This is a genomic window from Halomonas sp. DP4Y7-1, assembly GCF_019800705.1.
GTDB classification, from domain to species: Bacteria; Pseudomonadota; Gammaproteobacteria; order Pseudomonadales; family Halomonadaceae; genus Halomonas; species Halomonas litopenaei_A.
Genome location: NZ_JAHVKS010000002.1, coordinates 223,904 through 245,008 on the forward strand (window position 1 = coordinate 223,904; position 21,105 = coordinate 245,008).

Sequence of the window (21,105 nt, forward strand, 5' to 3'; positions counted from 1 at the left end):
CTGTCACCTTGTCTAAAACATGAGGGTTTACCAATGAAGCGTTCCATCATGATGGCAGCAGTGCTGTCGACCGCCATGGCACAAGCAGGAGTGATCGCTACCGCCCAGGCCGCCGACGGCGACATGGAAAAGTGCTACGGCATCTCACTGGCAGGCGAAAACGACTGCAAGGCAGGCCCAGGAACCACCTGTGCGGGCACCTCTACCGTCGACTACCAGGGCAATGCCTGGACGCTGGTTCCCGAGGGGACCTGTACCGGCATCGAGACCCCCCACGGCAATGGCAGCCTGAGCGAAGTCGAACGCCCCTGACGTCGAGTCAGACCTTCGACCACCGCGGGGCCAGGCGGACATGACCCCGCGGACTTCTTCCGCTTGAGGCCAGAAGCCCCGTGGCTGAAGACCTCAGCTCGCCGTAAGGTGCCGACCGTCGTCGACAGCTGGCGCCATGCAGGCGGCAAACGCCGCCAACGCGGAGTTCATCATGACGACACCCTCCACGCCCCCCGCCAAGACATCCTCGCTCACAGACTCGGTGTCGTCGGCCTGGACGCCGCCAGGGTCGTCCCGGGCGACGGCACTGGCCGCCAAGGCGAGCGCGCCATCGGCGATCACCGGATTGCCGCTGCCACTGGCGGCCATGGGCATCGGCCTGAAGTTTCAGCATCTACAGGAACTTGCTGCGCTGGAGAGCGGGCCTGACTTTCTCGAGCTCCACGCAGAAAACTACATGAATGCGGGAGGCCCGGTACAGGAACAGCTGGCGGTGCTGTCGCGTCGCTATCCGCTATCGGTGCATGGAGTGGGGTTATCCCTGGGAAGCGCTGAAGGCATCGACCCGGAGCACCTCAAGCGCCTGACAACGCTGGTCGACCAGCTCAAACCGGCACTGGTATCCGAGCACCTGGCCTGGAGCCGCCTGGATGGGCACAGTTACAACGATCTACTGCCCGTGCCTCTGAACCAGGAGTCTCTCAGGGTGATGTGCGACAACGTGGCACGCACCCAGGACAGCCTGGGGCGCCAGCTGCTGGTAGAGAATCCGAGCCTGTATGTCAGGCTGGATCAGACCATGAGCGAGACACAGTTTCTGCAGGCCCTGGTGGAGGCGACTGGCTGCGGACTGTTGTTCGACGTCAACAATGCCTTTATCAGCGCCGCCAACCTTAATCGTGACCTGGACAGCTATCTGCAGGAAGTGCCCTGGCACGCGGTAGGTGAATGGCACCTGGCCGGCCATACCCAGGACAGCACCAGCGACCTCTATATCGACGACCACGGCAGCCCGGTGGCAGACCCGGTATGGCAACGTTATCGGCAGGTAGCCCGCCTGCGCCCGGAACTTCCCACCCTGGTGGAATGGGACAACAGAGTGCCACCGCTATCTCGTTGGCTGGAAGAAGTGGCCCTGGCACGACGCCATCATGCCAGCGCCCAGGATGCTCCACCCTCGCAACAGGCGACGCCTTTACCCGCTAGCGGAGTCTTGCCATGAGCCGCCTACAGGACTGGCAGCGCCACTTCATCGACGCTGTGCGCCAACCCCACCGCCCTTCCTCGCCGATAGCCGATACCCCAGGCCTCGATGTCTATCGCAATAACATTCGCTCGAGTCTGATCGAGGCGCTCAAGGACACCTTTCCCCACACACTGACCCTGCTGGGAGAGCGCTGCTTCGTCGGCGAGGCCTCACGCTTCGTCGCCCGTCATCCTCCCAAGGACCCTCGTCTGGCCCAGTACGGCGGTGACTTCGTTACTGCACTCAGACAGTCGCCTGACATGTCGCGCTATCGCTTCGTTGCCGATATCGCGGGTCTTGAGCATGCCCGACTCAGGGTCAGCCATGCCGCCGACAGTGTCCCACTGGAAGCCTGTGAACTGGGCGCCTGTCTCGACAGCGACAGCTGTCTGGTACAGGCCTTGCCCGCCAGTCGCTGCGTCTCTTGCGAGCACGATGTGGAAGGGCTGTGGCAGGCCCTGGAAAGAGGAGAAGGCAGCGCTCCGCTAGGGTCACAGGGACCCAGACATTGGCTGCTGGTGCGCCACGGCCAACGCGTCCAGATGGCCCCCATCGATGACGTGACCGCAAACCTCCACCGGCGGCTTGATGGGACGACGTCACTGGCCCAGGCCCTCGACGAGATGGAGCAGGAGCTCGCCAGGGGACAACGTGCCAGCGACTCACTGGACGACCTGCTGGGGCGTGCCCTCGGCACACTGGTGGGTCAGGGGGCGCTATGCAAGCCCGCTGAGGCGTTTCATCAACCCGCTGAGGCTCTCCATCAACCCGCTGAGGCTCTTCATAAAACCGCTGAGGCTCTCCATCAACCCGCTGAGGCGCTCCATCAACCCGCTGAGGCTCTTCATAAAACCGCTGAGGCTCTACCACCCAAGAAAGCGTCACGCAACGCCGGTGCAACACCGCCACCCGTCTGAGCCAGCCGACGTTCAGGTGTCGCTGACAGCGTCTTTCTCGACCGCCAATGAGGATCGCCATGAGCATTCATACCACCCTGCTGACCACCTACGGACAGGCCTCGCGATGGCTGGACCATCGTTCGCTGGACCTAGTGCTGGTCCTCATGCGACTGGTTGTCGGCACCGTCTTCTTTCAGTCCGCCCTGACCAAGGTGGACGGCGTTGGCCTTGCCGACAGCACGTTCTTCCTGTTCGAGCACGAATACGCGCTGCCACTGATCTCTCCCGTGCTGGCTGCCTATCTGGCGACACTGGCAGAGTTTTCCCTGTCGCTGCTGCTATGGGCGGGACTTGCTACGCGGCTTGCGGCCACGGGACTGCTGATCATGACGCTGGTGATCCAGACCTTCGTCTACCCAGAAGCCTGGGTCACTCACGGGCTATGGGCGGCCAGTCTGGCCACCCTGGTGCTACGCGGGGCGGGACGACTCTCGCTGGATAAGCTGCTGTGCCGACAATTGTGCAAGCGGCCAGAAAGCGGGCAGCCGTAGTGTCGGGCACTGATGCCAAGAAGACGGGTCGGCAGGAGACAGAACGGAGGGAGACGGCAAGACGAACGACGGGAGCAGCCTTCAACAACAAGACCGCTCCCGGCTTCCTTCTAGGAACTTCTCTAGAAACGTAGCGGCCTGGCGCGGCTCTCGCCCCAGAACTCAGCGCAGCAATAGCACCGGCAGGGTGGTGCGCCTTAGTACGCTGGTCGTGGTGCTGCCCACCAGCAGGTGCCGAATACGCGAGTGGCCGTAGGCACCCATCACCACCATGTCGATAGCATGTTGCTGCTGGTAGTCGCACAGGGCCTCTTCAACGTCGCCCGCGTAGATGCCACCTTCGGCCTCATGACCGGCCTCTCGCAGGGTCGTCAAGGCCCACTCCAGCTGGCTGCGATGGTCGCCGGTATCGGCTCCCACCATCACCACATGGCAGTCAATGCCATTGAACAGCGGGCTACGCGCCAGCAACTCAACCCCCTTGCGGGTGGTGTTGCTGCCGTCGAAGGCGATCATCACTCGCTTGGGCACGCTGAACGACTCAGGCACCATCAGGATCGGCCGGTGCAGTCCTCGAACTACCCGCTCCAGATTCGACCCCAGGTGTTCGCTGGCCTGTTGGGCGCTCTCGCCGCGCTTGCCAATCACCAGCAGACGAATGTCATTCTCAAGCTCGAGCACTGTCTCGACCAGGGTGCCATTACGCTGGCGACAGTGGGGCTCGGAGATGCCGGCCGCCATGACGCGATCCTTGGCCGCCTTCAGCATCAGCCGGCCATGCTCCTGGGCCACCTTGGCACGCCGCTCGTCCAGGCTCGCCAACTCCTCCAGCAGGTGTTCGCGGGCACCCAGTCCCAGATTTCCAGACAGGTCTGCCTCTGCTGTCTGAGGGTGATTGTCCACCACATGAAGGAAGGTCAGCGGCGCACCCAGGGCCTGACTGGCCCAGGCGGCTACGTCGCACACGCTTTCGGCAAACTGCGACCCATCGATGGCAGCCATCACCTGTTCTGTCATGATTCTCATCCTGCCTGGCGTTGATGGATAAAGGGCCCCGAAAGACGGCGAGGCGCCCCGATGTCCTTGCATGATGCCGCGTGGCAGCGCGACCCGTCTCGTCACTCTCTCATGCCACACGTCCTTGTGTCTCGGTGCTCCACCTATCGTGCAGCACCTGTCACCGTGATCAGTGTCCGCCCATCAGCTTTTCCACCGCTGCGGGATTATCGTGGATGGCATAGCGATCAACGATGGTCGCGCTGGCTTCATTGAGACCGATCAACTCCACCTCGGTGCCCTCACGACGGAACTTGATGACCACCATATCCAATGCCTGCACCGCCGTGATATCCCAGAAGTGAGCGCGAGATAGATCAATCACCACTTTCTCGACACTTTCCTTGAAGTCGAAGGCAGCGGAGAAGCGCTGGGAGGAGGCAAAGAAGACCTGTCCAATGACCCGGTAACGGCGCCCCTGACGCTCGTCACCTTCGAGTTCCTCACTGGCAACGTAGAGGAAGTTGCCCACCTTGTTGGCGAAGTTGAGCGCAGCGATCAACACCCCTACGAAGACCCCAATGGCCAGGTTGTGGGTCCACACCACCACGGCCACTGTCGCGATCATGACAACATTGGTCGACATGGGGTGTTTCTTGAGGTCGCGCAGAGAACTCCAGCTGAAGGTACCGATGGACACCATGATCATGACAGCGACCAGGGCGGCCATGGGGATACGCGACACCCAGTCGGACAGGAACACCACCATCAGCAGCAGGAAGATGCCTGCCAGAAAGGTCGACAGGCGACCGCGACCGCCTGACTTGATGTTGATGACCGACTGGCCGATCATCGCGCAGCCTGCCATGCCCCCCAACAGGCCTGTGCCGATGTTTGCCATGCCCTGGCCCTTGCACTCACGATTCTTGTCACTGGGGGTGTCGGTCAAATCATCGACGATGGTGGCGGTCATCATCGACTCGAGCAGGCCCACCACGGTCAGCATGATCGCGTAGGGGAAGATGATGCCCAGGGTCTCCAGGTTCAGCGGTACGTTTGGCCACAGGAACACCGGCAAGGTATCCGGTAACTCGCCCATGTCGCCGACCGTGCGGATATCCATGCCGCTGAGCAGATACACGGCGGTCAGTACCAAAATGCACACCAGCGGAGACGGTAGCAGCTTGCCGATGCGCGGAACGTAGGGAAACAGGTAAATGATGCCGAGCCCCGCTGCCGTCATCGCGTAGACATGCCAGGTGACGTTGGTCAGCTCGGGCAGTTGCGCCATGAAGATGAGAATGGCCAGGGCGTTGACGAAGCCGGTGACCACAGAGCGCGACACAAAGCGCATCAAGTCAGCCAGGCGCAGGTAGCCCGCCACGATCTGCAGTACCCCCGTCAGCAGAGTGGCCGCCAGCAGATATTGCAGGCCGTGCTCTTTCACCAGGGTCACCATCAGCAGCGCCATCGCGCCGGTCGCCGCGGAAATCATGCCCGGCCGACCGCCGGCAAAGGCAATGATGACGGCCATGGAGAAGGAAGCATACAGGCCGATCTTGGGATCGACGCCAGCGATGATGGAAAAGGCGATGGCTTCGGGAATCAGCGCCAGCGCGACGACGATGCCGGACAGCACGTCGCCCCGAATATTGGAGAACCAGTCTTGTGTGATCGATCGCATCATGAGGCGGTCCAGGGGATGAGTGTGAAATGAGGCCGCGGTCAGCCTGCGCCAGCCGCTTCTCCACGAGGAAGCAGCGCTCTAGGCATGGTGCCTGGCGCTCGCTGATCGTGTCTGACGGGAAGTGGCGCAGTCTACCAGAAGCACACCCGCAAGGCGACGCCAGGCACGCTGCAAGGCCTGACCTGCACGGCATCGCCCATTGGCCAGCGGCGAAAAAAACCTGTAAGGATCGAGCAGGTGGTTCGACTTATGACAAAACGTCCAAGGAACGCGACATGGAAAAGTGCGCCCCGCCCAAGCCTAGCGAGCGTGATGGCCCTCCCCTGGCTGCGCTCAAGCAGAGCTTGTCGAGGCACGGTTGGCCCTTGCCCCAGCCCCCTGCATGCACGGACTCACTGCTGCAACCGCTAGCCGATACCGGTCTGGCACATTGGCACGTTCGATTGCCCCACAGCAGCGAAGACGGCGCCTGGCTGGCACGACTGCCCAAGCAGAGTCAGCTGGGTCTGGATGCCGCCAGCAACCTCAACTACCAGGTGGCCTGCTTCACCCGGGCGCAAGCCAGTGGCCATACCCCAAGACTCAACGACTGGCTACCCTGCGACGAGCTGTTGCCCAGGGGTGGCCTGGTAGTGGAAGCCATTGACGGCCGCTCGGCCAGGTTACCCAGCGACCTGCCCGCCATGACCACCGCCCTGGCCAGCTTGCACAGCCTGCCGCTGCCTGACCTTGAGCAACGATCACCGTTGCTATCACCTGCCGACCCCTGGCGGGATATGCTCGATGATGTGCGGGCCCAAGCCCGGCACCTGCCCGACGCCAACCTGAGCCGCCACAGCCTGCCGCTGATCGAAAAGGCCCTGTCACAGCTGCCCTCGCAACTCCCCGTCGCCAATGCCGCCGTGAGCCTCATCAGCTTCGACGCCCACCCCGGCAATTTCCTGATCACGCCAGAGGGCCGGGCAGTGCTGGTGGATCTGGAAAAGTGCCGCTACTCACTGCCGGGATTCGACCTCGCGCACATGAGTCTGTATACCTCTACCACCTGGGACCTGCACAGTCGCGCGGTGCTGTTCATCGAAGATCTGGTGGCGCTCTACCAGCGCTGGCGGGCGCGCATGACCGAAAGGGGGCGCGACACGCATTGGCGCAACCTGATGGCCTGTCGCCATGCCATGTGGCTGTGGTCACTGACCTGGTGCGCCAAGTGGCGCGCGCAGCAGCATCAGCAGATAGATCGTCGCCATCGCGGTGAAGACTGGTCCGCTCAGCTCAGCCAAGCCGCGCTGGTCGATCACGTGGCCGACCGCGTGGATCACTACCTGTCCGCCCCCATCATCCAACGAGTCACCGACGAGCTGGCGGAGCTGGCCGATGCGGGCTGACTCGACTCCAGCGTTTTCGCCCGCTCATTGCACAAGGATGCGATCATGACCCGCTTTGCGTCACGCACACCCCTATCCGCCGTTGTCTGTCGACTCGCCGTCACCATGCTGGCGCTGGCTCCGGTCCAGGCCACTCTGGCCCAAGAGACTCAAGCACCAGGCACTCTTGCCCAGAGCTCACCGCCACCCCACCCGCTGCTCCAGCAAGACTGGAGCGACGTCGAGCAGCAGGCTGAGGGTCAGACCGTCTACTTCAACGCCTGGGGAGGCGATCCCAACGTCAATGGCTATCTCGATTGGGTGGCAGGTCAACTCGATCAGCGATACGACGTGGAGCTGGTGCACGTCAAGCTGGAGGACACTGCCGCCGCCGTATCCCGCGTGTTGGCGGAAAAGTCCGCAGGCAACGTCGACCAGGGAGCCATTGACCTCATCTGGATCAATGGCGAGAACTTTTCTGCCATGAAGGAAAATGGGCTACTGCTGGGACCCTTTGCCCAGCGCCTGCCCAACTTTGCGCTGACCTCCCCCGACGCGAATCCCGAAATGACCACGGATTTCACCGTGCCGACTGACGGCTACGAGTCGCCTTGGGGAAAAGCACAACTGACGTTCTACTACGACAGTGACCGTGTCGACTCCCCCCCGCAGTCTCTTGATGCACTGCTGCAATGGAGTCATCAACATCCAGGCCGCTTCACCTATCCGCTGGTCCCGGATTTCCATGGCTCCACGTTCCTCAAGCAGGCGCTTCTCGCGTTGGTCGATGATCCCGCCGTGCTCTCCCGCCCAGCCAGCGAGGTTGATGCCGAGGCGGTCATGACGCCACTGTGGGACTATCTCGATGCCTTGCACCCGCAGCTATGGCGTCAGGGACGTGACTTCCCCGCCTCCGGGCCTGCCATGCGCAGCCTGATGGGTGATGGCGAGCTGTCACTGGCCTTCACCTTCAACCCGGCGGAACCTGCAGCGGCGGTCAGCTCCTACCAGCTGCCTCCTTCGATCCGCAGCTACGTGCTGGAAGGGGGCACCATTGGCAACGTTCATTTCGTGACGATTCCGTTCAACGCCAGCCATGTGGCCGGCGCCATGGTCACCGCCAACTTCCTGCTGTCCCCGGAAGCTCAGGCGCGCAAGCAACAGCTGGATGTGTGGGGCGACCCCACGGTCCTCGACCTCGAGCGTCTGGACAGCGACCAGCGGGATGCCCTGACGCCCATGGATGACCAGCCTGCGCGCCTGCCCGTTGCCGAGCTGCAAAACACCTTGCCTGAACCCCATCCGAGCTGGATGGAAGCCGTCGAGGCCGGCTGGCTGGAGCGATATGGCACGCGTTGACCAGCGTATCCTGGCCGCCGACTCCTGGTTTGTGAGATTGACACGCTGGGCGCCTCTACTCACCGTGTTACTGCTTGTCGTACCGGTCATGGTGGGCGTTGCTGGCGTCACGGCGCCAGCCTTTGGCTGGCTGCCTGCGCTGGGCGGGGAAAGCCTCAGCCTGGCGCCCTGGGCCGCGCTGTGGCACACCCCAGGCCTGGGCGAGATGATCACGATGAGCCTTTCCACGGGCTTGATCAGCACGGCGGTGGCGCTGGCCATCGTCATCCTGTTTCTCGGGGCCTTCGCCGACAGCGCGGCCTTTGTCTGGCTCAAGCGCCTGCTATCGCCACTGCTGGCCGTGCCTCACGCGGCAGCGGCCATTGGCCTGGCCTTTCTGCTCGCCCCATCGGGACTGGCCATGCGGCTCGTTTCGCCCGGTCTGAGCGGTCAACAGGTGCCGCCGGACTACCTGTTCCCCGGTGATCCTCACGGCATTGCCCTGATCGCTGGGCTGGTGGTCAAGGAAGTCCCCTTCCTGCTGCTGATGAGCCTGGCGGCGTTGCCTCAATGCCAGGCCCATCAACGCCGCCATCTGGCCCTGTCGCTGGGCTACTCTCCCGTCACCGCCTTTCTCAAGGGCGTCTTGCCGAGCCTGTATCCATTGATTCGGTTGCCGGTCTATGCGGTGATCGCCTTTGCTTCGTCCAACGTCGATGTCGCCATGATTCTGGGCCCTTCGACTCCGCCACCCCTGGCCGTCAGCGTTGTCCGCTGGCTAGGGGACCCGGACCTTTCCATGCGTTTCATGGCATCCGCGGCAGCGCTCACCCAGCTGGCGGTCACGCTGATGGCGCTCGGCATATGGTGGTGCATCGAGCACGCTATTCGCCTGCTGGCCACACCCTGCTTGACCGATGGTCAGCGCCACCTTGGCCAGCGTTTGGGAGTGGTGCTTGGCGGTGGACTGACCTGGCTCAGTGCGGGCCTGCTGTGTGCCAGCTTGCTGGGGCTGGTGCTGTGGTCTCTGGCCGCCTACTGGCCGTTTCCTGCCAGCTGGCCAACCCCGCTGACCCTGGCCAACTGGCGCGCTGCACTGCCGGGACTCCTGCCCGCTGCAGGTACTACGTTGGCCCTGGCAGTGGCTGCAACCCTACTGTCGACGATACTGGTCGTTGGCTGCCTCGAAAGCGAATCCCTGCATCAGCGCAGCATGGGCAAGGGCGCCACCCTGGTGCTCTACCTGCCACTGCTGGTACCGCCCGTGGCCTTTCTCTACGGCCTCGTTCAGCTCCAGGCTCAGCTGTTTCTGATGCCAGGATTTGTCCTGGTCGTGGTCGGCCACAGCCTGTTTGTCTTGCCATACGTGTTTCTGTCCCTGGCCGAGAGCTATCGCCGCCTGGATCCCCGCTGGAGCCAGGTCGCCGCCAGCCTTGGCAAGAGCCACGCCAGCATCTTCCTGAGGGTACGCTTGCCCCTGCTGCTCGCGCCGATGGCGACCGCCATGGCGGTGGGTCTGGCCGTCAGCATCGGCCAGTACCTGCCGACCTTGCTGTTGGGCGCGGGCAGACTGACCACGCTGACCACGGAGGCGGTTTCTCTGGCGTCCGGCGGCGACCGCCGGCTGACCGCTATCTATGCCTTGGCTCAATTGGCACTACCCGCCATTGGCTTTGCCTTGGCCATTGGCCTGCCTCGTCTGTTGCATCGACGGCGGCGAGCCCTGTTGACCTGACTCCACACAACCCGCGAGACCGCTATGCCCGAACTACGAGACACCGCTGGTACGTCGCGCCGCCCGTTGATCTTTGACGGCGTCAGCATCAGCCTGCAGGAGACACCGCTCGTCTCTCTGTCGGCACGCATCGACGCCGGTGAGGTCGTCAGCGTGATGGGGCCTTCTGGTGTGGGAAAGTCCACCCTGCTGGCGTTTGCCGCGGGCTTCCTCGCTCCGGCCTTTCACGCCAGCGGGGACGTTCGCCTGGGAGATCAGTCGATCACGTCACTGCCGACGGCCGCGCGTCGACTTGGCTTGCTGTTTCAGGATGCCCTGCTCTTTCCCCACCTTAGCGTTGCTGGCAATCTCGCCTTTGGCATGCCTCCGTCTCGACATCGCCGCCAGCGCCGAGAGGTCATCGATCAAGCCCTGTCGGACATCGGCCTGGAAGGTTTCGGCGAGCGCGACCCCGCCACCCTCTCGGGGGGCCAGCGTGCTCGCGTCGCCCTGATGCGTACGCTGCTGTCGCGCCCCCAGGCCATGCTACTGGACGAGCCATTCTCGAAGCTGGATGCCACCCTGCGCCAGGAGATGCGCGAACTGGTCTTTGGCCGCATACGGGAATACGGACTGCCTGCACTGCTGGTCACCCACGACCGGGCCGACGCCGAGGCCGCCGCAGGACCGATCATTGAGCTGTCGAGTGCCAGCACGGGACAGACCACCAGCACATGGCGGAGCGCACAGCATGCCCGACGCTGAGGCACTTGCCACGACGCCGCAACTCACCGTCATCATCCCCACCCTGAATGAGGCCAACATCATCACCGCTAGCCTTGACCGACTGGATGGCTGGCGCCGCGCAGGGGCCGAGATCATCGTCGTCGATGGTGGCAGCAGCGATGGCACCTGTGCGCTGGCGACATCACGGGCAGACCGGGTGATCTCCGCCGCTGCGGGGCGAGCCCGGCAGATGAATGCAGGCGCCGCCTCGGCTCGCTCGCCGGTACTTCTGTTTCTCCACGCGGACACTCAATTGCCGCCCGACGCCATGCCAGCGGTGTTGAAGGCCGTTGAAGCCTGTGCCTGGGGACGCTTTGACATTCGCATACGCGGCCACTCGCCGATGCTGCCGATAGTGGCCGCCTGCATGAACCTGCGCTCGCGACTGACGGGCATCGCCACCGGAGATCAGGCCCTGTTCATGCAACGCGCCACCTTTGTCGACCTGGGCGGCTTCCCGGATCAGCCCCTCATGGAAGACATCGAAATGTCCAGGCGACTCAAGCGTTCCTCTCGTCCCGCTTGCCTCAGGCTAAAAGCCACCACCGACGGGCGTCGCTGGGAAAAAAGAGGCATCGCTGCGACGATCTGGCTGATGTGGCGGCTGCGCTTTCGCTACTGGCGTGGTGCCAGTGCTGTAGATCTCGCCAAGGAGTATCACCATGTGCGATGACAGCGCGCACTGTCAGGGGCCGGACACCACCGATGGCGACCTGCCTGTCATCTCGATTCTGGCCAAGGCCCCACTGGCAGGACTGGCCAAGACACGCATGATCCCTGCACTAGGCCCAGAGGGGGCGGCGCGCCTCCAGCATCGATTGATCGAGCACACGCTAAAAGTGGCACTGGAGGCGACATCTGCAAGTCGGATTACGCTGTGGACAGCACTGGATCATCAGCACCCCTGCTTTTTGCAGGCGCAGGATCGCTACGGTATTCGCCTTGCCCGCCAGCCCGACGGCGACCTGGGAGCGAGGATGTATGCGGCACTGGCCGCGACTGACGCCCCAAGTCTATTAATCGGCACAGATTGCCCGTTATTGGATAAGAAATTACTGAAAACTTGTCAGAAACGACTCAAACAGGTAGACAGCGTCTTTCTTCCCGCGGAGGACGGCGGCTATGCTCTGGTTGGAGTTCGCCGACATGACCCACGACTCTTTGAGGGAGTCGACTGGGGCACGTCCGGGGTCATGTCCCAGACGCGCGCACGTCTGGCGGAGCTTTCTTGGACATTTGAGTGTCCAAGCACGGTCTGGGATCTGGATACCCCCCAGGACCTGGCTCGACTAGCCGACATGGAAGCCCTCTCGCTGGAGATTATGCCGTGACCGAAGACACCCTCACTGACCGACACAAGAAGCTTGCCGCGGTTCGCCCTCGCTTGCTGTCCTTTGCACGCATGCACCTGCGCGACCATGCCGCCGCCGAGGATGCGGTGCAGGAAGCGATGATTGCCGCCATCGAGAAAAACGACAGCTTTTCAGGTCGCTCCGGCTATGAGACCTGGGTCTTCGGCATCCTCAAGTACAAGCTGCTGGATCAGATGCGCCAGCAGAAACGTCACGGTCGCTGGGAACCCTTTGACGAAGAAACGACGGATGATGCCATTGATCGCATGTTCCAGCAGGACGGGCATTGGACTCACGAGGCCAAGCCCCAGGCCTGGGACACGCCAGAGCAGGCATTCGAGAATGAGCATTTCTGGAAAGTATTTGACGCCTGTATGCTGGGCCTTCCTGACAACGTGGCACGGGTATTCACTCTGCGCGAATTAATGGGCCTTTCTACCGAAGATATCTGTAAGGAAGTGGGCATCAAAGAAAACAACGCATGGGTGATCCTGCACCGGGCTCGCCTCAAGCTTCGCGCTTGTATTGAAAAAGGTTGGAAGGAGGATGCGGCATGATGATGTGCAAGGCCGCTACCAAGCTGATGTCGAAGCAGCTGGATGCGCCCCTGACGACGCGAGAGAAGCTCTCGCTTCGTTTTCACCTGATGCTCTGTTCGGTCTGCCGTCGATGTGACAAGCAATTCGAGATGTTAAGAAAGGCGGGACGAGCCTATGGGGGGGCCGCCGCTGACAAGGCTGAACACCACTGCATTGCTAGCGAAGAGGACATGAAGAAGGTTCAGGAAGCGATTGCCCAGGCGGAAGAACGCCGCCAGGGATAATCGCCAGCCTATCCCCCGGCGGATCGCGTAGCGCTCGAGCTTCGACGGCTACAGCGAAAGCTTCGATGAACTACAGCAGAAGCTTCGACGACTACGGTATCAGCCCCGTTTGTCACACTCTTGTGAACCCCGCCTACAGGCTATCTCTCCTACCTGCTACCGAGACAGCCTGACGGCGGTATTCCGCATCACGCGTACCGCCAGCAATCAACCGCACGGGTCTGCGCGCCGGCGACTGCTGGCTAGTCACCCGCCGCTTCCTGTGCCAGCCCCGACAAGGCTTGTGCGATCTGGTCGATGGGCAGTTCACAGTCACCTAGCCCATGCCGCTTTGCCATGTAATGCGGGTCATTCCACTCAAGTACCAGGTGGTCGTCCTGCTGGCGAACCACCATTTTCTGGGGCAGATCCAGTGCCGTGCTGCCATGACACTGCATCAGGCGTGTCCCTACCTCGGACTTGCCGAAGATGTAGGTGCGCGTCGGCGGCAGTTCAAGGCCTACACCCTCCGCATTGGCCTGGTGGTCTACCATCGCCATCAAGCCCATGCCACGCTTCTCCAGACCCTGCCTGAAGCGCGCATCGACCTCTTCTACGCTGTCCTGTGACGTCAGGCTGGCCACACCCGACTCATCGACCTGGGACTCTGCCGCTACACTTCCTGATCCGGCCAATACCAGACCCATAATCAGGCCCCCGACCCACTTCCTGCTGTAGTGACGCTGCCTCATACGATGGTTTCCTTGTTCAACGAGTGACACTGTGAGCTTGCCCATTGCCAGCGTGGACGACGCAAGCTTGATCAACGTAAGCATGGACAAAATAAGTGCCGCCCGACAAGTCGACATATGCCAATGACGCTGCGTGGTCGTGTAAGGATCGCGGAGTGCCAACCGACTCTGCAAAGCCTACCAACACTGCAGAGAAAGTAGGCTTTTGGCTAGCCATGTTTGCCCTACCGTCGCTACGGAGCCCGCCATCTATGCCTATATCCCACCGCCGTGCCTCTATCACGCTGCTATTGACTGCCTGTGGCGCCCTCTCGTTCGCGTCGACGCTCCAGGCGGCAAGCTTTTCGCCCCAGGTCTTGCTCTCCTGGCCAACCCGATCCTTCGAAGGCGAGACGTCGTATCGCGTAACAGCGCTAGAGGGCACCCAGGCACTTGAAGCACGTGCCAGGGGACAGGCGTCGGCCAAGTACCTGGAGCGTGAGATCGACCTGAAGGAGACACCTTATCTGCGCTGGTGCTGGCGCGTCTCGGGGGTCTATGCCAACGTCAATGAGCGCAGCAAGGCAGGCGACGACTACCCTGCCCGCGTCTATGTCGCCAGAAAGACCGGACTGCTTCCCTGGCAGGTAGAGTCGGTCAACTACGTGTGGTCATCGAACCAGCCCCGTGGTAACAGTTGGCCCAATGCCTTTACCGATAGAGCCATCCTGCTGGCCTTGCAGGGCGGTGACGAGAAGGTGGGTCAATGGGTGGCAGAAGTCCGCGACGTGGCCGCCGACTATCGCAGGCTGTTCGGCACTCAGCCCGACAGTATCGATGGGCTTGCCCTGATGAGCGATGGCGACAACGCAGGCGGTGATGCCACCGCCTGGTTTACCGGCCTTGAAATGAGCGCCTCGGCCTCACCGCCTAGCTGTCCGTAGAACAGCATTTATCATCGCTGAAACACCACCGTGCGGTTGCCGTTGAGAAACACCCGCCTCTGCAGATGCAGGGCAACCGCTCGTGCGAGCGTCAGACATTCGATGTCACGCCCTCGGGCGACCAGGTCATCCGCTGTATCGGCGTGGGTGACCGGCTCGACGCCCTGGCTGATGATCGGCCCCTCATCCAGGTCGTCGTTAATGTAGTGCGCCGTGGCACCGACCAGCTTGACCCCTTTCTCGAAGGCCTGGTGATATGGCCTGGCCCCCTTGAATCCTGGCAACAGCGAGTGATGAATATTGATCGCTCGGCCGGCCAGACGCTCACTCATGTCGCTGGAGAGTACCTGCATGTAACGCGCCAGGATCACCAGCTCAGCACCGCTATCCTCGATAATCTGCCACACCTTCGCTTCCTGCTCGGTCTTGGTGTCCGCGCTGATCGGGCAATGGTGGTAAGGCAGCCCGTGCCATTCGGCCAAGGGCGCGAGGTCCGGGTGATTGGACACGATGGCCTTGATCTCGACCGGCAGCTGTCCGGTGCGATAGCGATAGAGCAAGTCATTGAGACAATGATCTGCCTTCGACACCATGATGACCACCGGCGTCCGTCGATCAGGGGCCGTCAGCTCGAAAGTCATGGCAAACTCGGCGGCACGCTCGGAAAAACGTTGCTCAAAATCCGTGGCCGAAAAGCCCCCGTCAGCCGAGCCGGTGCTGGATGGCCCGCCCCCACCCGGGGGGCGGAACTCGGTCCGAATGAAGAACCGGCTGGAGCTGGCATCATCAAAGGACTGCTGCTCAGTGATATAGCACCCTTGCTCGCGCAGGAAGCGGGTCACCACGTCCACGGTGCCAAGGCGGCTTGGGCACTGGGCGGTCAGAATCCAGTTGGCAAGGCCCGTCGGGCGGTCAGTGCTCATGAACGCTCCCCATCAACGGCATCATCGACGTCACGCTCGACGCCGATGGCAAACTCCTCACCAGCATCCAGCAGCCACCGATAAACGTAGTCGACGAAGCTCGCCCGAACCACCAGCTCCCAGCCTTTGTCGTCAGGCCGCCTGAGGATCACGCTGGACTTGGCGAACACCGTCGTCACCCCCTTGCCAGGGGGAAAGTGACGCGGGTGAACGTCGTAGACGACCGATTTCATCAGTAGCTCGCGCATGGCGTCGTCATCCCCGCTCAAGGCGATCACCGTCTGTCCTGCACTGACATCGGTGAAGGCGACGCTGGCATCCCCCAGCACCGCGCGCAGACCGAGCTCGACCCGATGGGCATCACCCGGGGGCAGTATCGCCAGCCATTCATCCGGCGACAGCCATTGCAAAGACGCCGCGTCACCCTGCACCAGTTCGTGGGGACGTGCCGGCAGCGCCAGCCCCAGCACGCTGCGCACGGCTTCATCCAGCAAGATGGCCCCACCCCGCAGAATGAGGTGGTCGTGCCGGCGTTCTCGCATCACGACGCGAGACGCCGTCGATGGTGCCGGGACACCGACATGCTGATAGGACCAGGCCAACGGAGACGTCATGACCGATCTGCTGTGGGGATAGGCATCAAAGACATGCACAGTAGGCATCACTTCAGACATTCTGGCGCTCTCCCTTCGGATCGAGGAACACGGTAGAGACGATGCGCGCCTCGTGAGTCTTGCCATCCACACAGGGAAGATAGACGGTCTCGCCCAGGCGCTGATGACCTCCCTTGACCACCGCCAGGGCGAAGCCGGTCTCGAGGGTCGGGCTGTAGTAGCTTGAGGTGACGTGGCCCACCATGGGCATCGGCACCGGATGTTGCGGGTCGAGCACAATCTGCGCGCCCTCTTCCAGCACCACCTCGGGGTCGACGGGGCGCAGCCCTACCAGCTGCTTGCGATCTTGCCGCGCGGTATCAGTGCGGCTCAGGGCGCGCTGTCCGACCCAGGAGAACGGCTTGTCGTAGCCTATCGCCCACTGCATGCCGAGATCCTCCGGCGTCACCGAGCCATCGGTATCCTGACCGGCGATGATGAAGCCTTTCTCCGCCCGCAGCACGTGCATGGTCTCGGTACCGTAGGGGGTGAGGTCATACTTTTCGCCATGGGCAAACAGCGTCTTCCACACATGCAGGGCGGCGTGGGCCTGCACGTTGATCTCGAAGGCCAGTTCACCGGTGAAGGAGATTCGGAAGATGCGCGCCGGCACCCCGGCCACCCTGCCCTCTCGCCACTCCATGAACTTGAACGCCTCGCGATCCAGGTCGATATCCTCGACCACTTCGCTCATCAGCTCACGCGCCTTCGGTCCCGTCACGGTCATGGTCGCCCAGTGATCCGTAACCGAGCTGAAGGTCACGTCGAGATCCGGCCACTCGGTCTGGTGCCACAGTTCCAACCATTCGAGTACGCCAGCGGCACCGCCGGTTGTGGTGGTCATCAGGAAATGGTTCTCGGCCAGACAGCTGGTCGTACCGTCATCCATGACCATGCCGTCGTCCTTGCACATCAGACCGTAACGCACCTTGCCCACGCCCAGCTTGGCCCACTTGTTGGTGTAGATGCGGCCGAGGAACTCGCGGGCATCGGGGCCCTGGATGTCGATCTTGCCCAGGGTCGAGGCATCGAGGATCCCGACGCCCTCGCGGACCGCCAGGCATTCACGCTTCACCGCCTCATGCATCGTTTCAGGCTGGCCATCGTGGCGCCGTGGAAAGTACCAGGGGCGCTTCCACTGGCCGACATCCTCGAACTCGGCCCCTCGCTCCACGTGCCAGGAGTGCAGCGCACTGTAGCGCTCAGGATCAAACAGTGCTCCACAGTGGCGCCCCACCACCGCGCCGAAAGTGACCGGCGTATAGTTGGGCCTGAATACCGTGGTACCGACCTCGGGAATCGAACGACCCAGGCAGCGAGCGGCGATGGCCATGCCATTGATGTTGCCCAATTTGCCCTGATCGGTGCCGAAGCCCATGGCGGTATAGCGCTTGACGTGCTCGATGGATTCAAAGCCTTCACGGGTGGCCAGCTCGATGCCGGCAGCGGTGACATCGTTCTGCAGATCCACAAACTGCTTGGGGGCACGCAAGGTCGGTTTATCGTGGGGCACCTGGAACAGTGCCACCGCCTCGCCCTGGCGCACTTCTGTCACCCTGGGAAGCCGGCCCTGCGAGACAGCGTGGCTGTCATTGCCGTCAGTGCCGTCGCTGTCAGTATCATTAAGCGTCGTACCCTGACCGCCGACATCCAGGTTCGCCTCTGCCGCCGCCTGGCGACCCGCCTCCTGCCCCTCGGCCAGGGTGGCCGCCAGGGTAAAGGTGCCACCGGCGCTGCCCGCCACCAGCATGCCCTGGGGCAAGCTGGGCACGAAGGCGATCAGGTCGTCGCGCCAGCTCGGCCGTGCCCCGGTATGCGACGCCAGGTGAATCACCGGGCTGAATCCGCCGGACGTCGCCAGCGTGTCGCAGGCCAGGGTCTCAGCGCTTCCGGCGAGGCCGAAGCCGTCGATATCGATAGCCGCCACCCGCACCGAGGCAACGCGCTGCTCGCCGCGTGCCTCGATCACTGCCGAGCCTGGCAGGATGCGGACACCTCGTGCTCTGGCCTGCTTGACCAGCTCGCCGTCAGGGGCAGAACGGGCGTCCGCCACCGCGACCACCTCGCGGCCAGCGTCGAGCCAGTCAAGCACCGCACGATAGCCGTCATCGTTACTGGTAGACACCACCAGGCGCTGTCCCGGCACGACGCCATAGCGACGAATATAGGTCGACACCGCCGAGCACAGCATATTGCCTGGCACGTCATTACCGGCATACACCAGCGGACGTTCGTGGGCTCCCGTGGCCAGCACCACTCGAGCGGCACGCACGCGATGCAGGCGTGAGCGCGCCTGGCGCCGCCCCTCGATTCGAGGAGCACAGTGCCCAAGATGTTCAGTGCGCCGTTCATGCAGCGTGACGAAATGATGGTCGTGGTAGCCGTTGGCCGTGGTGCGGGGCAACAGGGTCACATCAGCACAGGCGGCGAGCTCTGCCACGGCCTCCTCGACCCAGGCGCTGGCCGGGCCATCATTGAGTCGCTCACGGCAATCCAGCAGCGAACCACCGAAGGATTCCTGCTCGTCACACAGGATGACCCGAGCCCCCGAGCGGGCAGCCTCCAGGGCGGCGGCAAGACCAGCAGGGCCCGCCCCAATCACCAGCACCTCGCAATGACGGTTGATGTGGTCATAGATATCCGGATCGGCTTCCATGGGGCTACGCCCCAGGCCCGCACTCTTGCGGATATAGCGTTCATAGGTCATCCACAGCGAGGCCGGTGCCATGAACGTCTTGTAATAGAAGCCAGGGGGCATCAGCTTGCCACCGACCTTGCCCAGCATGCCCATCAGGTCCCGCTGGACGCTTGGCCAGCCATTGGTGGAGCGAGCGTAGAGGCCATCGAACAAGGCCTGCTGGGTAGCCCGCACATTGGGCACCTGCTCGGCCTCATGCTGGCCAAGCTGGACCACGGCATTGGGCTCCTCGGCTCCGGCCGCAACGATGCCGCGGGGCCGCGAGTACTTGAAGCTACGATTGACGACATCGACCCCGTTGGCCAGCAGCGCCGACGCCAGCGTATCGCCCTGATAGCCGGTGTAGGACTTGCCGTTGAAGGTAAAACGCAGGGGCACGCTGCGATCGATCAGCCCCCCTGTCTCGAGGCGGTTGAGCTGGCTCATGCACGCACCTCCCGGGTATAGGAAGAATCGTGGGACGCGTCGTGGGATGAAGCGTGAGACGAGAGCTGGGACGTGGCACGGCCCGCGCCGCCTTGGCCGTCATCACCGGCGTCAGCTGGTGCCGTCTTGCCGTCAGGATTGGCCTGGGTGAAGCGCGGCGCCTCTCCGATGCGGTAGGTCTCGAGAATCTCGTAGGTCTGGGTGTGACGCGTCATGTTGAAGAACTTGCGACAGCCGACCGCATGAACCCACAGCTCGTGATGAATGCCCCGCGGATTGTCACGAAAGAACAGATAGTCCCCCCAGGCTTCATCCGAGCACTGGGCAGGATCCTCGGGCCGCTGAATATGGGCCTGTCCCTTGGGGTGAAACTCTTCTTCCTCGCGCCACTCATTGCAGTGGGGGCAATGGATGTAAAACATGCAAACCTCCTGGACTCAGTGGGCGACACCCGCGGCGCCGTGCTCATCGATCAGGGCACCACTGTGGAAACGGTCGATGGAAAACGGTGCGGCCAACGGATGCATCTCGCCCTTGGCCAGACTGGCGGCAAACACATGCCCAGACCCCGGCGTGGCCTTGAAGCCGCCGGTACCCCAGCCGCAGTTGAAGTAGAGTCCCTTGATGGGGGTCTTCGACAGAATCGGACAGGCATCCGGACAGGTATCGACGATGCCCCCCCACTGCCGATTCATGCGCACCCTTGAGAAGATCGGGAACATCTCGACGATGGCCTGCAAGGTGTGTTCGATGGTGGAGTAGCTGCCGCGCTGTCCATAGCCGTTGTAGCCGTCGATCCCGGCGCCGATGACCAGGTCCCCCTTGTCGGACTGGCTGATGTAGCCATGCACGTGGTTCGACATGACCACAGTGTCCAGCACCGGCTTGAGTGGCTCGGACACCAGCGCCTGCAGCGGATGGCTTTCCAGCGGCAAGCGCAGGCCGGCCAGACCGGCCAGGACACCCGAGTTGCCCGCGGTCACGCAGCCTACGGTGGTGGCCTCGATGTCACCACGGTTGGTATGCACCCCGAGGATGCGCCCATCGCGGATCTTGAAGCCGGTGACTTCGGTCTGCTGCAGAATATCCACACCCAGGGCGTCGGCACCGCGGGCATAGCCCCAGGCCACCGCATCATGACGCGCCACCCCAGCGCGGGGCTGCCATGAAGCGCCCATGACGGGATATCGCGCGTTTTTTGAACAGTCCATAATGGGCACGAGCTGTTGCACACCGCGGGCATCCAGCACCTCGCCGTCGATGCCATTCAGCCGATTGGCATTGACCCGGCGCTGGATATCGCGCATGTCCTGCAGGGTGTGACCCAGGTTGAGCACCCCTCGCTGGGAGAACATCACGTTGTAGTTGAGGTCCTGGGAAAGGCCCTCCCACAGCCCCATCGAATGCTCATAGAGGGCCGCCGCCTCATCCCACAGGTAGTTCGAGCGCACGATGGTAGTGTTACGAGCGGTATTACCGCCCCCCAGCCAGCCCTTCTCGATCACCGCGACGTTACGTACCCCGAACTCCTTGGCCAGGTAGTAGGCGGTCGCCAGGCCGTGCCCGCCGCCGCCAACGATGATCACGTCATAGGCCGCCTTGGGAGTGGGGTTACGCCACTGTCGCTGCCAGTTCTCATGGTGGCTGATGGCATGGCGCGCCAGCGCAAATCCGGAATAGCGTTGCATTATGTCTCCTCAAGGATCTCGTTTTCCGCTCAGT

At 62.7% G+C, this 21,105-nt stretch carries 21 protein-coding genes; 13 read left to right on the forward strand and 8 right to left on the reverse strand.

Features of this window, described 5'->3' with window-relative positions:
- The first annotated feature begins 33 nt into the window (after nt 1-33).
- The 4 genes from KUV72_RS04560 to KUV72_RS04575 all read left to right on the forward strand — a co-directional run bounded on the left by KUV72_RS04560 (nt 34) and on the right by KUV72_RS04575 (nt 2,969).
- Nucleotides 34-312 (forward strand): DUF2282 domain-containing protein, encoded by a 279-nt coding sequence (locus KUV72_RS04560; protein ID WP_206941259.1) that lies wholly within the window; start codon nt 34-36, stop codon nt 310-312.
- A 172-nt stretch (nt 313-484) separates the two neighbouring features.
- Nucleotides 485-1,495 (forward strand): DUF692 domain-containing protein, encoded by a 1,011-nt coding sequence (locus tag KUV72_RS04565; protein ID WP_222237584.1) that lies wholly within the window; start codon nt 485-487, stop codon nt 1,493-1,495.
- Nucleotides 1,492-2,436 carry a putative DNA-binding domain-containing protein gene (locus KUV72_RS04570; RefSeq protein ID WP_222237585.1) on the forward strand — a complete coding sequence of 315 codons (945 nt, stop codon included), beginning with the start codon at nt 1,492-1,494 and terminating at the stop codon, nt 2,434-2,436. The genes KUV72_RS04565 and KUV72_RS04570 overlap by 4 nt, the downstream gene beginning before the upstream one ends.
- A gap of 59 nt (nt 2,437-2,495) precedes the next feature.
- Entirely contained in the window at nt 2,496-2,969 is a 474-nt protein-coding gene (locus KUV72_RS04575; RefSeq protein WP_222237586.1) for a DoxX family protein, read from the forward strand.
- Between the two features lie 162 nt (nt 2,970-3,131).
- On the opposite strand, the gene KUV72_RS04580 is transcribed toward KUV72_RS04575, so the two are convergent.
- Both KUV72_RS04580 and KUV72_RS04585 read right to left on the reverse strand, forming a co-directional pair.
- Nucleotides 3,132-3,986 carry a universal stress protein gene (locus tag KUV72_RS04580; RefSeq protein WP_222237587.1) on the reverse strand — a complete coding sequence of 285 codons (855 nt, stop codon included), beginning with the start codon at nt 3,984-3,986 and terminating at the stop codon, nt 3,132-3,134.
- Nucleotides 3,987-4,155: 169 nt separating this feature from the next.
- Nucleotides 4,156-5,652 carry a SulP family inorganic anion transporter gene (locus KUV72_RS04585; RefSeq protein ID WP_222237588.1) on the reverse strand — a complete coding sequence of 499 codons (1,497 nt, stop codon included), beginning with the start codon at nt 5,650-5,652 and terminating at the stop codon, nt 4,156-4,158.
- A gap of 275 nt (nt 5,653-5,927) precedes the next feature.
- On the opposite strand from KUV72_RS04585, the gene KUV72_RS04590 reads away from it, so the two are divergent.
- The 8 genes from KUV72_RS04590 to KUV72_RS04625 are packed head-to-tail and all read left to right on the forward strand — an operon-like array spanning nt 5,928 to nt 13,029.
- Complete coding sequence (locus KUV72_RS04590; RefSeq protein WP_222237589.1) at nt 5,928-7,037, forward strand: aminoglycoside phosphotransferase family protein; 1,110 nt, start codon at nt 5,928-5,930, stop codon at nt 7,035-7,037.
- 45 nt (nt 7,038-7,082) lie between these two features.
- Entirely contained in the window at nt 7,083-8,375 is a 1,293-nt protein-coding gene (locus tag KUV72_RS04595) for an ABC transporter substrate-binding protein (protein WP_261317348.1), read from the forward strand.
- Nucleotides 8,362-10,089, forward strand: a complete 1,728-nt coding sequence (locus KUV72_RS04600; protein WP_222237590.1) for an ABC transporter permease — start codon at nt 8,362-8,364, stop codon at nt 10,087-10,089. Before KUV72_RS04595 ends, KUV72_RS04600 begins: the two co-directional genes overlap by 14 nt.
- Before the next feature lie 24 nt (nt 10,090-10,113).
- The gene (locus KUV72_RS04605) at nt 10,114-10,833 is read left to right on the forward strand and encodes an ATP-binding cassette domain-containing protein (protein WP_222237591.1); all 720 of its coding nucleotides are present in this window, start codon (nt 10,114-10,116) and stop codon (nt 10,831-10,833) included.
- Complete coding sequence (locus KUV72_RS04610; protein ID WP_222237592.1) at nt 10,820-11,527, forward strand: TIGR04283 family arsenosugar biosynthesis glycosyltransferase; 708 nt, start codon at nt 10,820-10,822, stop codon at nt 11,525-11,527. The genes KUV72_RS04605 and KUV72_RS04610 overlap by 14 nt, the downstream gene beginning before the upstream one ends.
- Nucleotides 11,517-12,185, forward strand: coding sequence for a TIGR04282 family arsenosugar biosynthesis glycosyltransferase (locus tag KUV72_RS04615; RefSeq protein ID WP_222237593.1), 669 nt, complete (start codon nt 11,517-11,519; stop codon nt 12,183-12,185). The genes KUV72_RS04610 and KUV72_RS04615 overlap by 11 nt, the downstream gene beginning before the upstream one ends.
- On the forward strand, nt 12,182-12,763 hold the full coding sequence (locus KUV72_RS04620; RefSeq protein ID WP_206941272.1) for a sigma-70 family RNA polymerase sigma factor: 582 nt from the start codon (nt 12,182-12,184) through the stop codon (nt 12,761-12,763). Before KUV72_RS04615 ends, KUV72_RS04620 begins: the two co-directional genes overlap by 4 nt.
- Nucleotides 12,760-13,029 carry a zf-HC2 domain-containing protein gene (locus KUV72_RS04625; RefSeq protein WP_222237594.1) on the forward strand — a complete coding sequence of 90 codons (270 nt, stop codon included), beginning with the start codon at nt 12,760-12,762 and terminating at the stop codon, nt 13,027-13,029. Before KUV72_RS04620 ends, KUV72_RS04625 begins: the two co-directional genes overlap by 4 nt.
- 242 nt (nt 13,030-13,271) lie before the next feature.
- On the opposite strand, the gene KUV72_RS04630 is transcribed toward KUV72_RS04625, so the two are convergent.
- Nucleotides 13,272-13,760 carry a DUF302 domain-containing protein gene (locus tag KUV72_RS04630; RefSeq protein ID WP_222237595.1) on the reverse strand — a complete coding sequence of 163 codons (489 nt, stop codon included), beginning with the start codon at nt 13,758-13,760 and terminating at the stop codon, nt 13,272-13,274.
- Between the two features lie 251 nt (nt 13,761-14,011).
- Between KUV72_RS04630 and KUV72_RS04635 the strand changes: the two genes are divergently transcribed.
- The gene (locus KUV72_RS04635; RefSeq protein WP_222237596.1) at nt 14,012-14,683 is read left to right on the forward strand and encodes a DUF3047 domain-containing protein; all 672 of its coding nucleotides are present in this window, start codon (nt 14,012-14,014) and stop codon (nt 14,681-14,683) included.
- Between the two features lie 11 nt (nt 14,684-14,694).
- Here the strand turns inward: KUV72_RS04635 and purU are convergent, their stop codons facing one another.
- From purU to KUV72_RS04660, 5 genes are read right to left on the reverse strand one after another with little or no spacing between them, the layout of a single operon-like run.
- A complete protein-coding gene (gene purU, locus KUV72_RS04640; RefSeq protein ID WP_222237597.1) occupies nt 14,695-15,606 on the reverse strand; it encodes a formyltetrahydrofolate deformylase in 912 nt (303 codons plus the stop codon).
- Nucleotides 15,603-16,220: a sarcosine oxidase subunit gamma gene (locus KUV72_RS04645; protein ID WP_261317349.1), complete on the reverse strand. Its 618-nt coding sequence runs from the start codon at nt 16,218-16,220 to the stop codon at nt 15,603-15,605. The genes purU and KUV72_RS04645 overlap by 4 nt, the downstream gene beginning before the upstream one ends.
- A 52-nt stretch (nt 16,221-16,272) precedes the next feature.
- Nucleotides 16,273-19,383, reverse strand: a complete 3,111-nt coding sequence (locus KUV72_RS04650; RefSeq protein WP_222237598.1) for a sarcosine oxidase subunit alpha family protein — start codon at nt 19,381-19,383, stop codon at nt 16,273-16,275.
- Nucleotides 19,380-19,805, reverse strand: coding sequence for a sarcosine oxidase subunit delta (locus tag KUV72_RS04655; protein ID WP_222162751.1), 426 nt, complete (start codon nt 19,803-19,805; stop codon nt 19,380-19,382). The genes KUV72_RS04650 and KUV72_RS04655 overlap by 4 nt, the downstream gene beginning before the upstream one ends.
- Nucleotides 19,806-19,820: 15 nt before the next feature.
- Nucleotides 19,821-21,071 (reverse strand): sarcosine oxidase subunit beta family protein, encoded by a 1,251-nt coding sequence (locus tag KUV72_RS04660; RefSeq protein ID WP_206941283.1) that lies wholly within the window; start codon nt 21,069-21,071, stop codon nt 19,821-19,823.
- Between the last annotated feature and the right edge of the window lie 34 nt (nt 21,072-21,105).

Coding starts and splice junctions, on each gene's coding strand:
- KUV72_RS04560 (WP_206941259.1), top strand. CDS start 34: ATGAAGCGTTCCATCATGATGGCAGCAGTGCTGTCGACCGCCATGGCA.
- KUV72_RS04645 (WP_261317349.1), bottom strand. CDS start 16,220: ATGACGTCTCCGTTGGCCTGGTCCTATCAGCATGTCGGTGTCCCGGCA.
- KUV72_RS04565 (WP_222237584.1), top strand. CDS start 485: ATGACGACACCCTCCACGCCCCCCGCCAAGACATCCTCGCTCACAGAC.
- KUV72_RS04605 (WP_222237591.1), top strand. CDS start 10,114: ATGCCCGAACTACGAGACACCGCTGGTACGTCGCGCCGCCCGTTGATC.
- KUV72_RS04625 (WP_222237594.1), top strand. CDS start 12,760: ATGATGATGTGCAAGGCCGCTACCAAGCTGATGTCGAAGCAGCTGGAT.
- purU (WP_222237597.1), bottom strand. CDS start 15,606: ATGAGCACTGACCGCCCGACGGGCCTTGCCAACTGGATTCTGACCGCC.
- KUV72_RS04600 (WP_222237590.1), top strand. CDS start 8,362: ATGGCACGCGTTGACCAGCGTATCCTGGCCGCCGACTCCTGGTTTGTG.
- KUV72_RS04630 (WP_222237595.1), bottom strand. CDS start 13,760: ATGAGGCAGCGTCACTACAGCAGGAAGTGGGTCGGGGGCCTGATTATG.
- KUV72_RS04660 (WP_206941283.1), bottom strand. CDS start 21,071: ATGCAACGCTATTCCGGATTTGCGCTGGCGCGCCATGCCATCAGCCAC.
- KUV72_RS04615 (WP_222237593.1), top strand. CDS start 11,517: ATGTGCGATGACAGCGCGCACTGTCAGGGGCCGGACACCACCGATGGC.
- KUV72_RS04610 (WP_222237592.1), top strand. CDS start 10,820: ATGCCCGACGCTGAGGCACTTGCCACGACGCCGCAACTCACCGTCATC.
- KUV72_RS04580 (WP_222237587.1), bottom strand. CDS start 3,986: ATGACAGAACAGGTGATGGCTGCCATCGATGGGTCGCAGTTTGCCGAA.
- KUV72_RS04635 (WP_222237596.1), top strand. CDS start 14,012: ATGCCTATATCCCACCGCCGTGCCTCTATCACGCTGCTATTGACTGCC.
- KUV72_RS04585 (WP_222237588.1), bottom strand. CDS start 5,652: ATGATGCGATCGATCACACAAGACTGGTTCTCCAATATTCGGGGCGAC.
- KUV72_RS04575 (WP_222237586.1), top strand. CDS start 2,496: ATGAGCATTCATACCACCCTGCTGACCACCTACGGACAGGCCTCGCGA.
- KUV72_RS04655 (WP_222162751.1), bottom strand. CDS start 19,805: ATGTTTTACATCCATTGCCCCCACTGCAATGAGTGGCGCGAGGAAGAA.
- KUV72_RS04570 (WP_222237585.1), top strand. CDS start 1,492: ATGAGCCGCCTACAGGACTGGCAGCGCCACTTCATCGACGCTGTGCGC.
- KUV72_RS04590 (WP_222237589.1), top strand. CDS start 5,928: ATGGAAAAGTGCGCCCCGCCCAAGCCTAGCGAGCGTGATGGCCCTCCC.
- KUV72_RS04650 (WP_222237598.1), bottom strand. CDS start 19,383: ATGAGCCAGCTCAACCGCCTCGAGACAGGGGGGCTGATCGATCGCAGC.
- KUV72_RS04595 (WP_261317348.1), top strand. CDS start 7,083: ATGACCCGCTTTGCGTCACGCACACCCCTATCCGCCGTTGTCTGTCGA.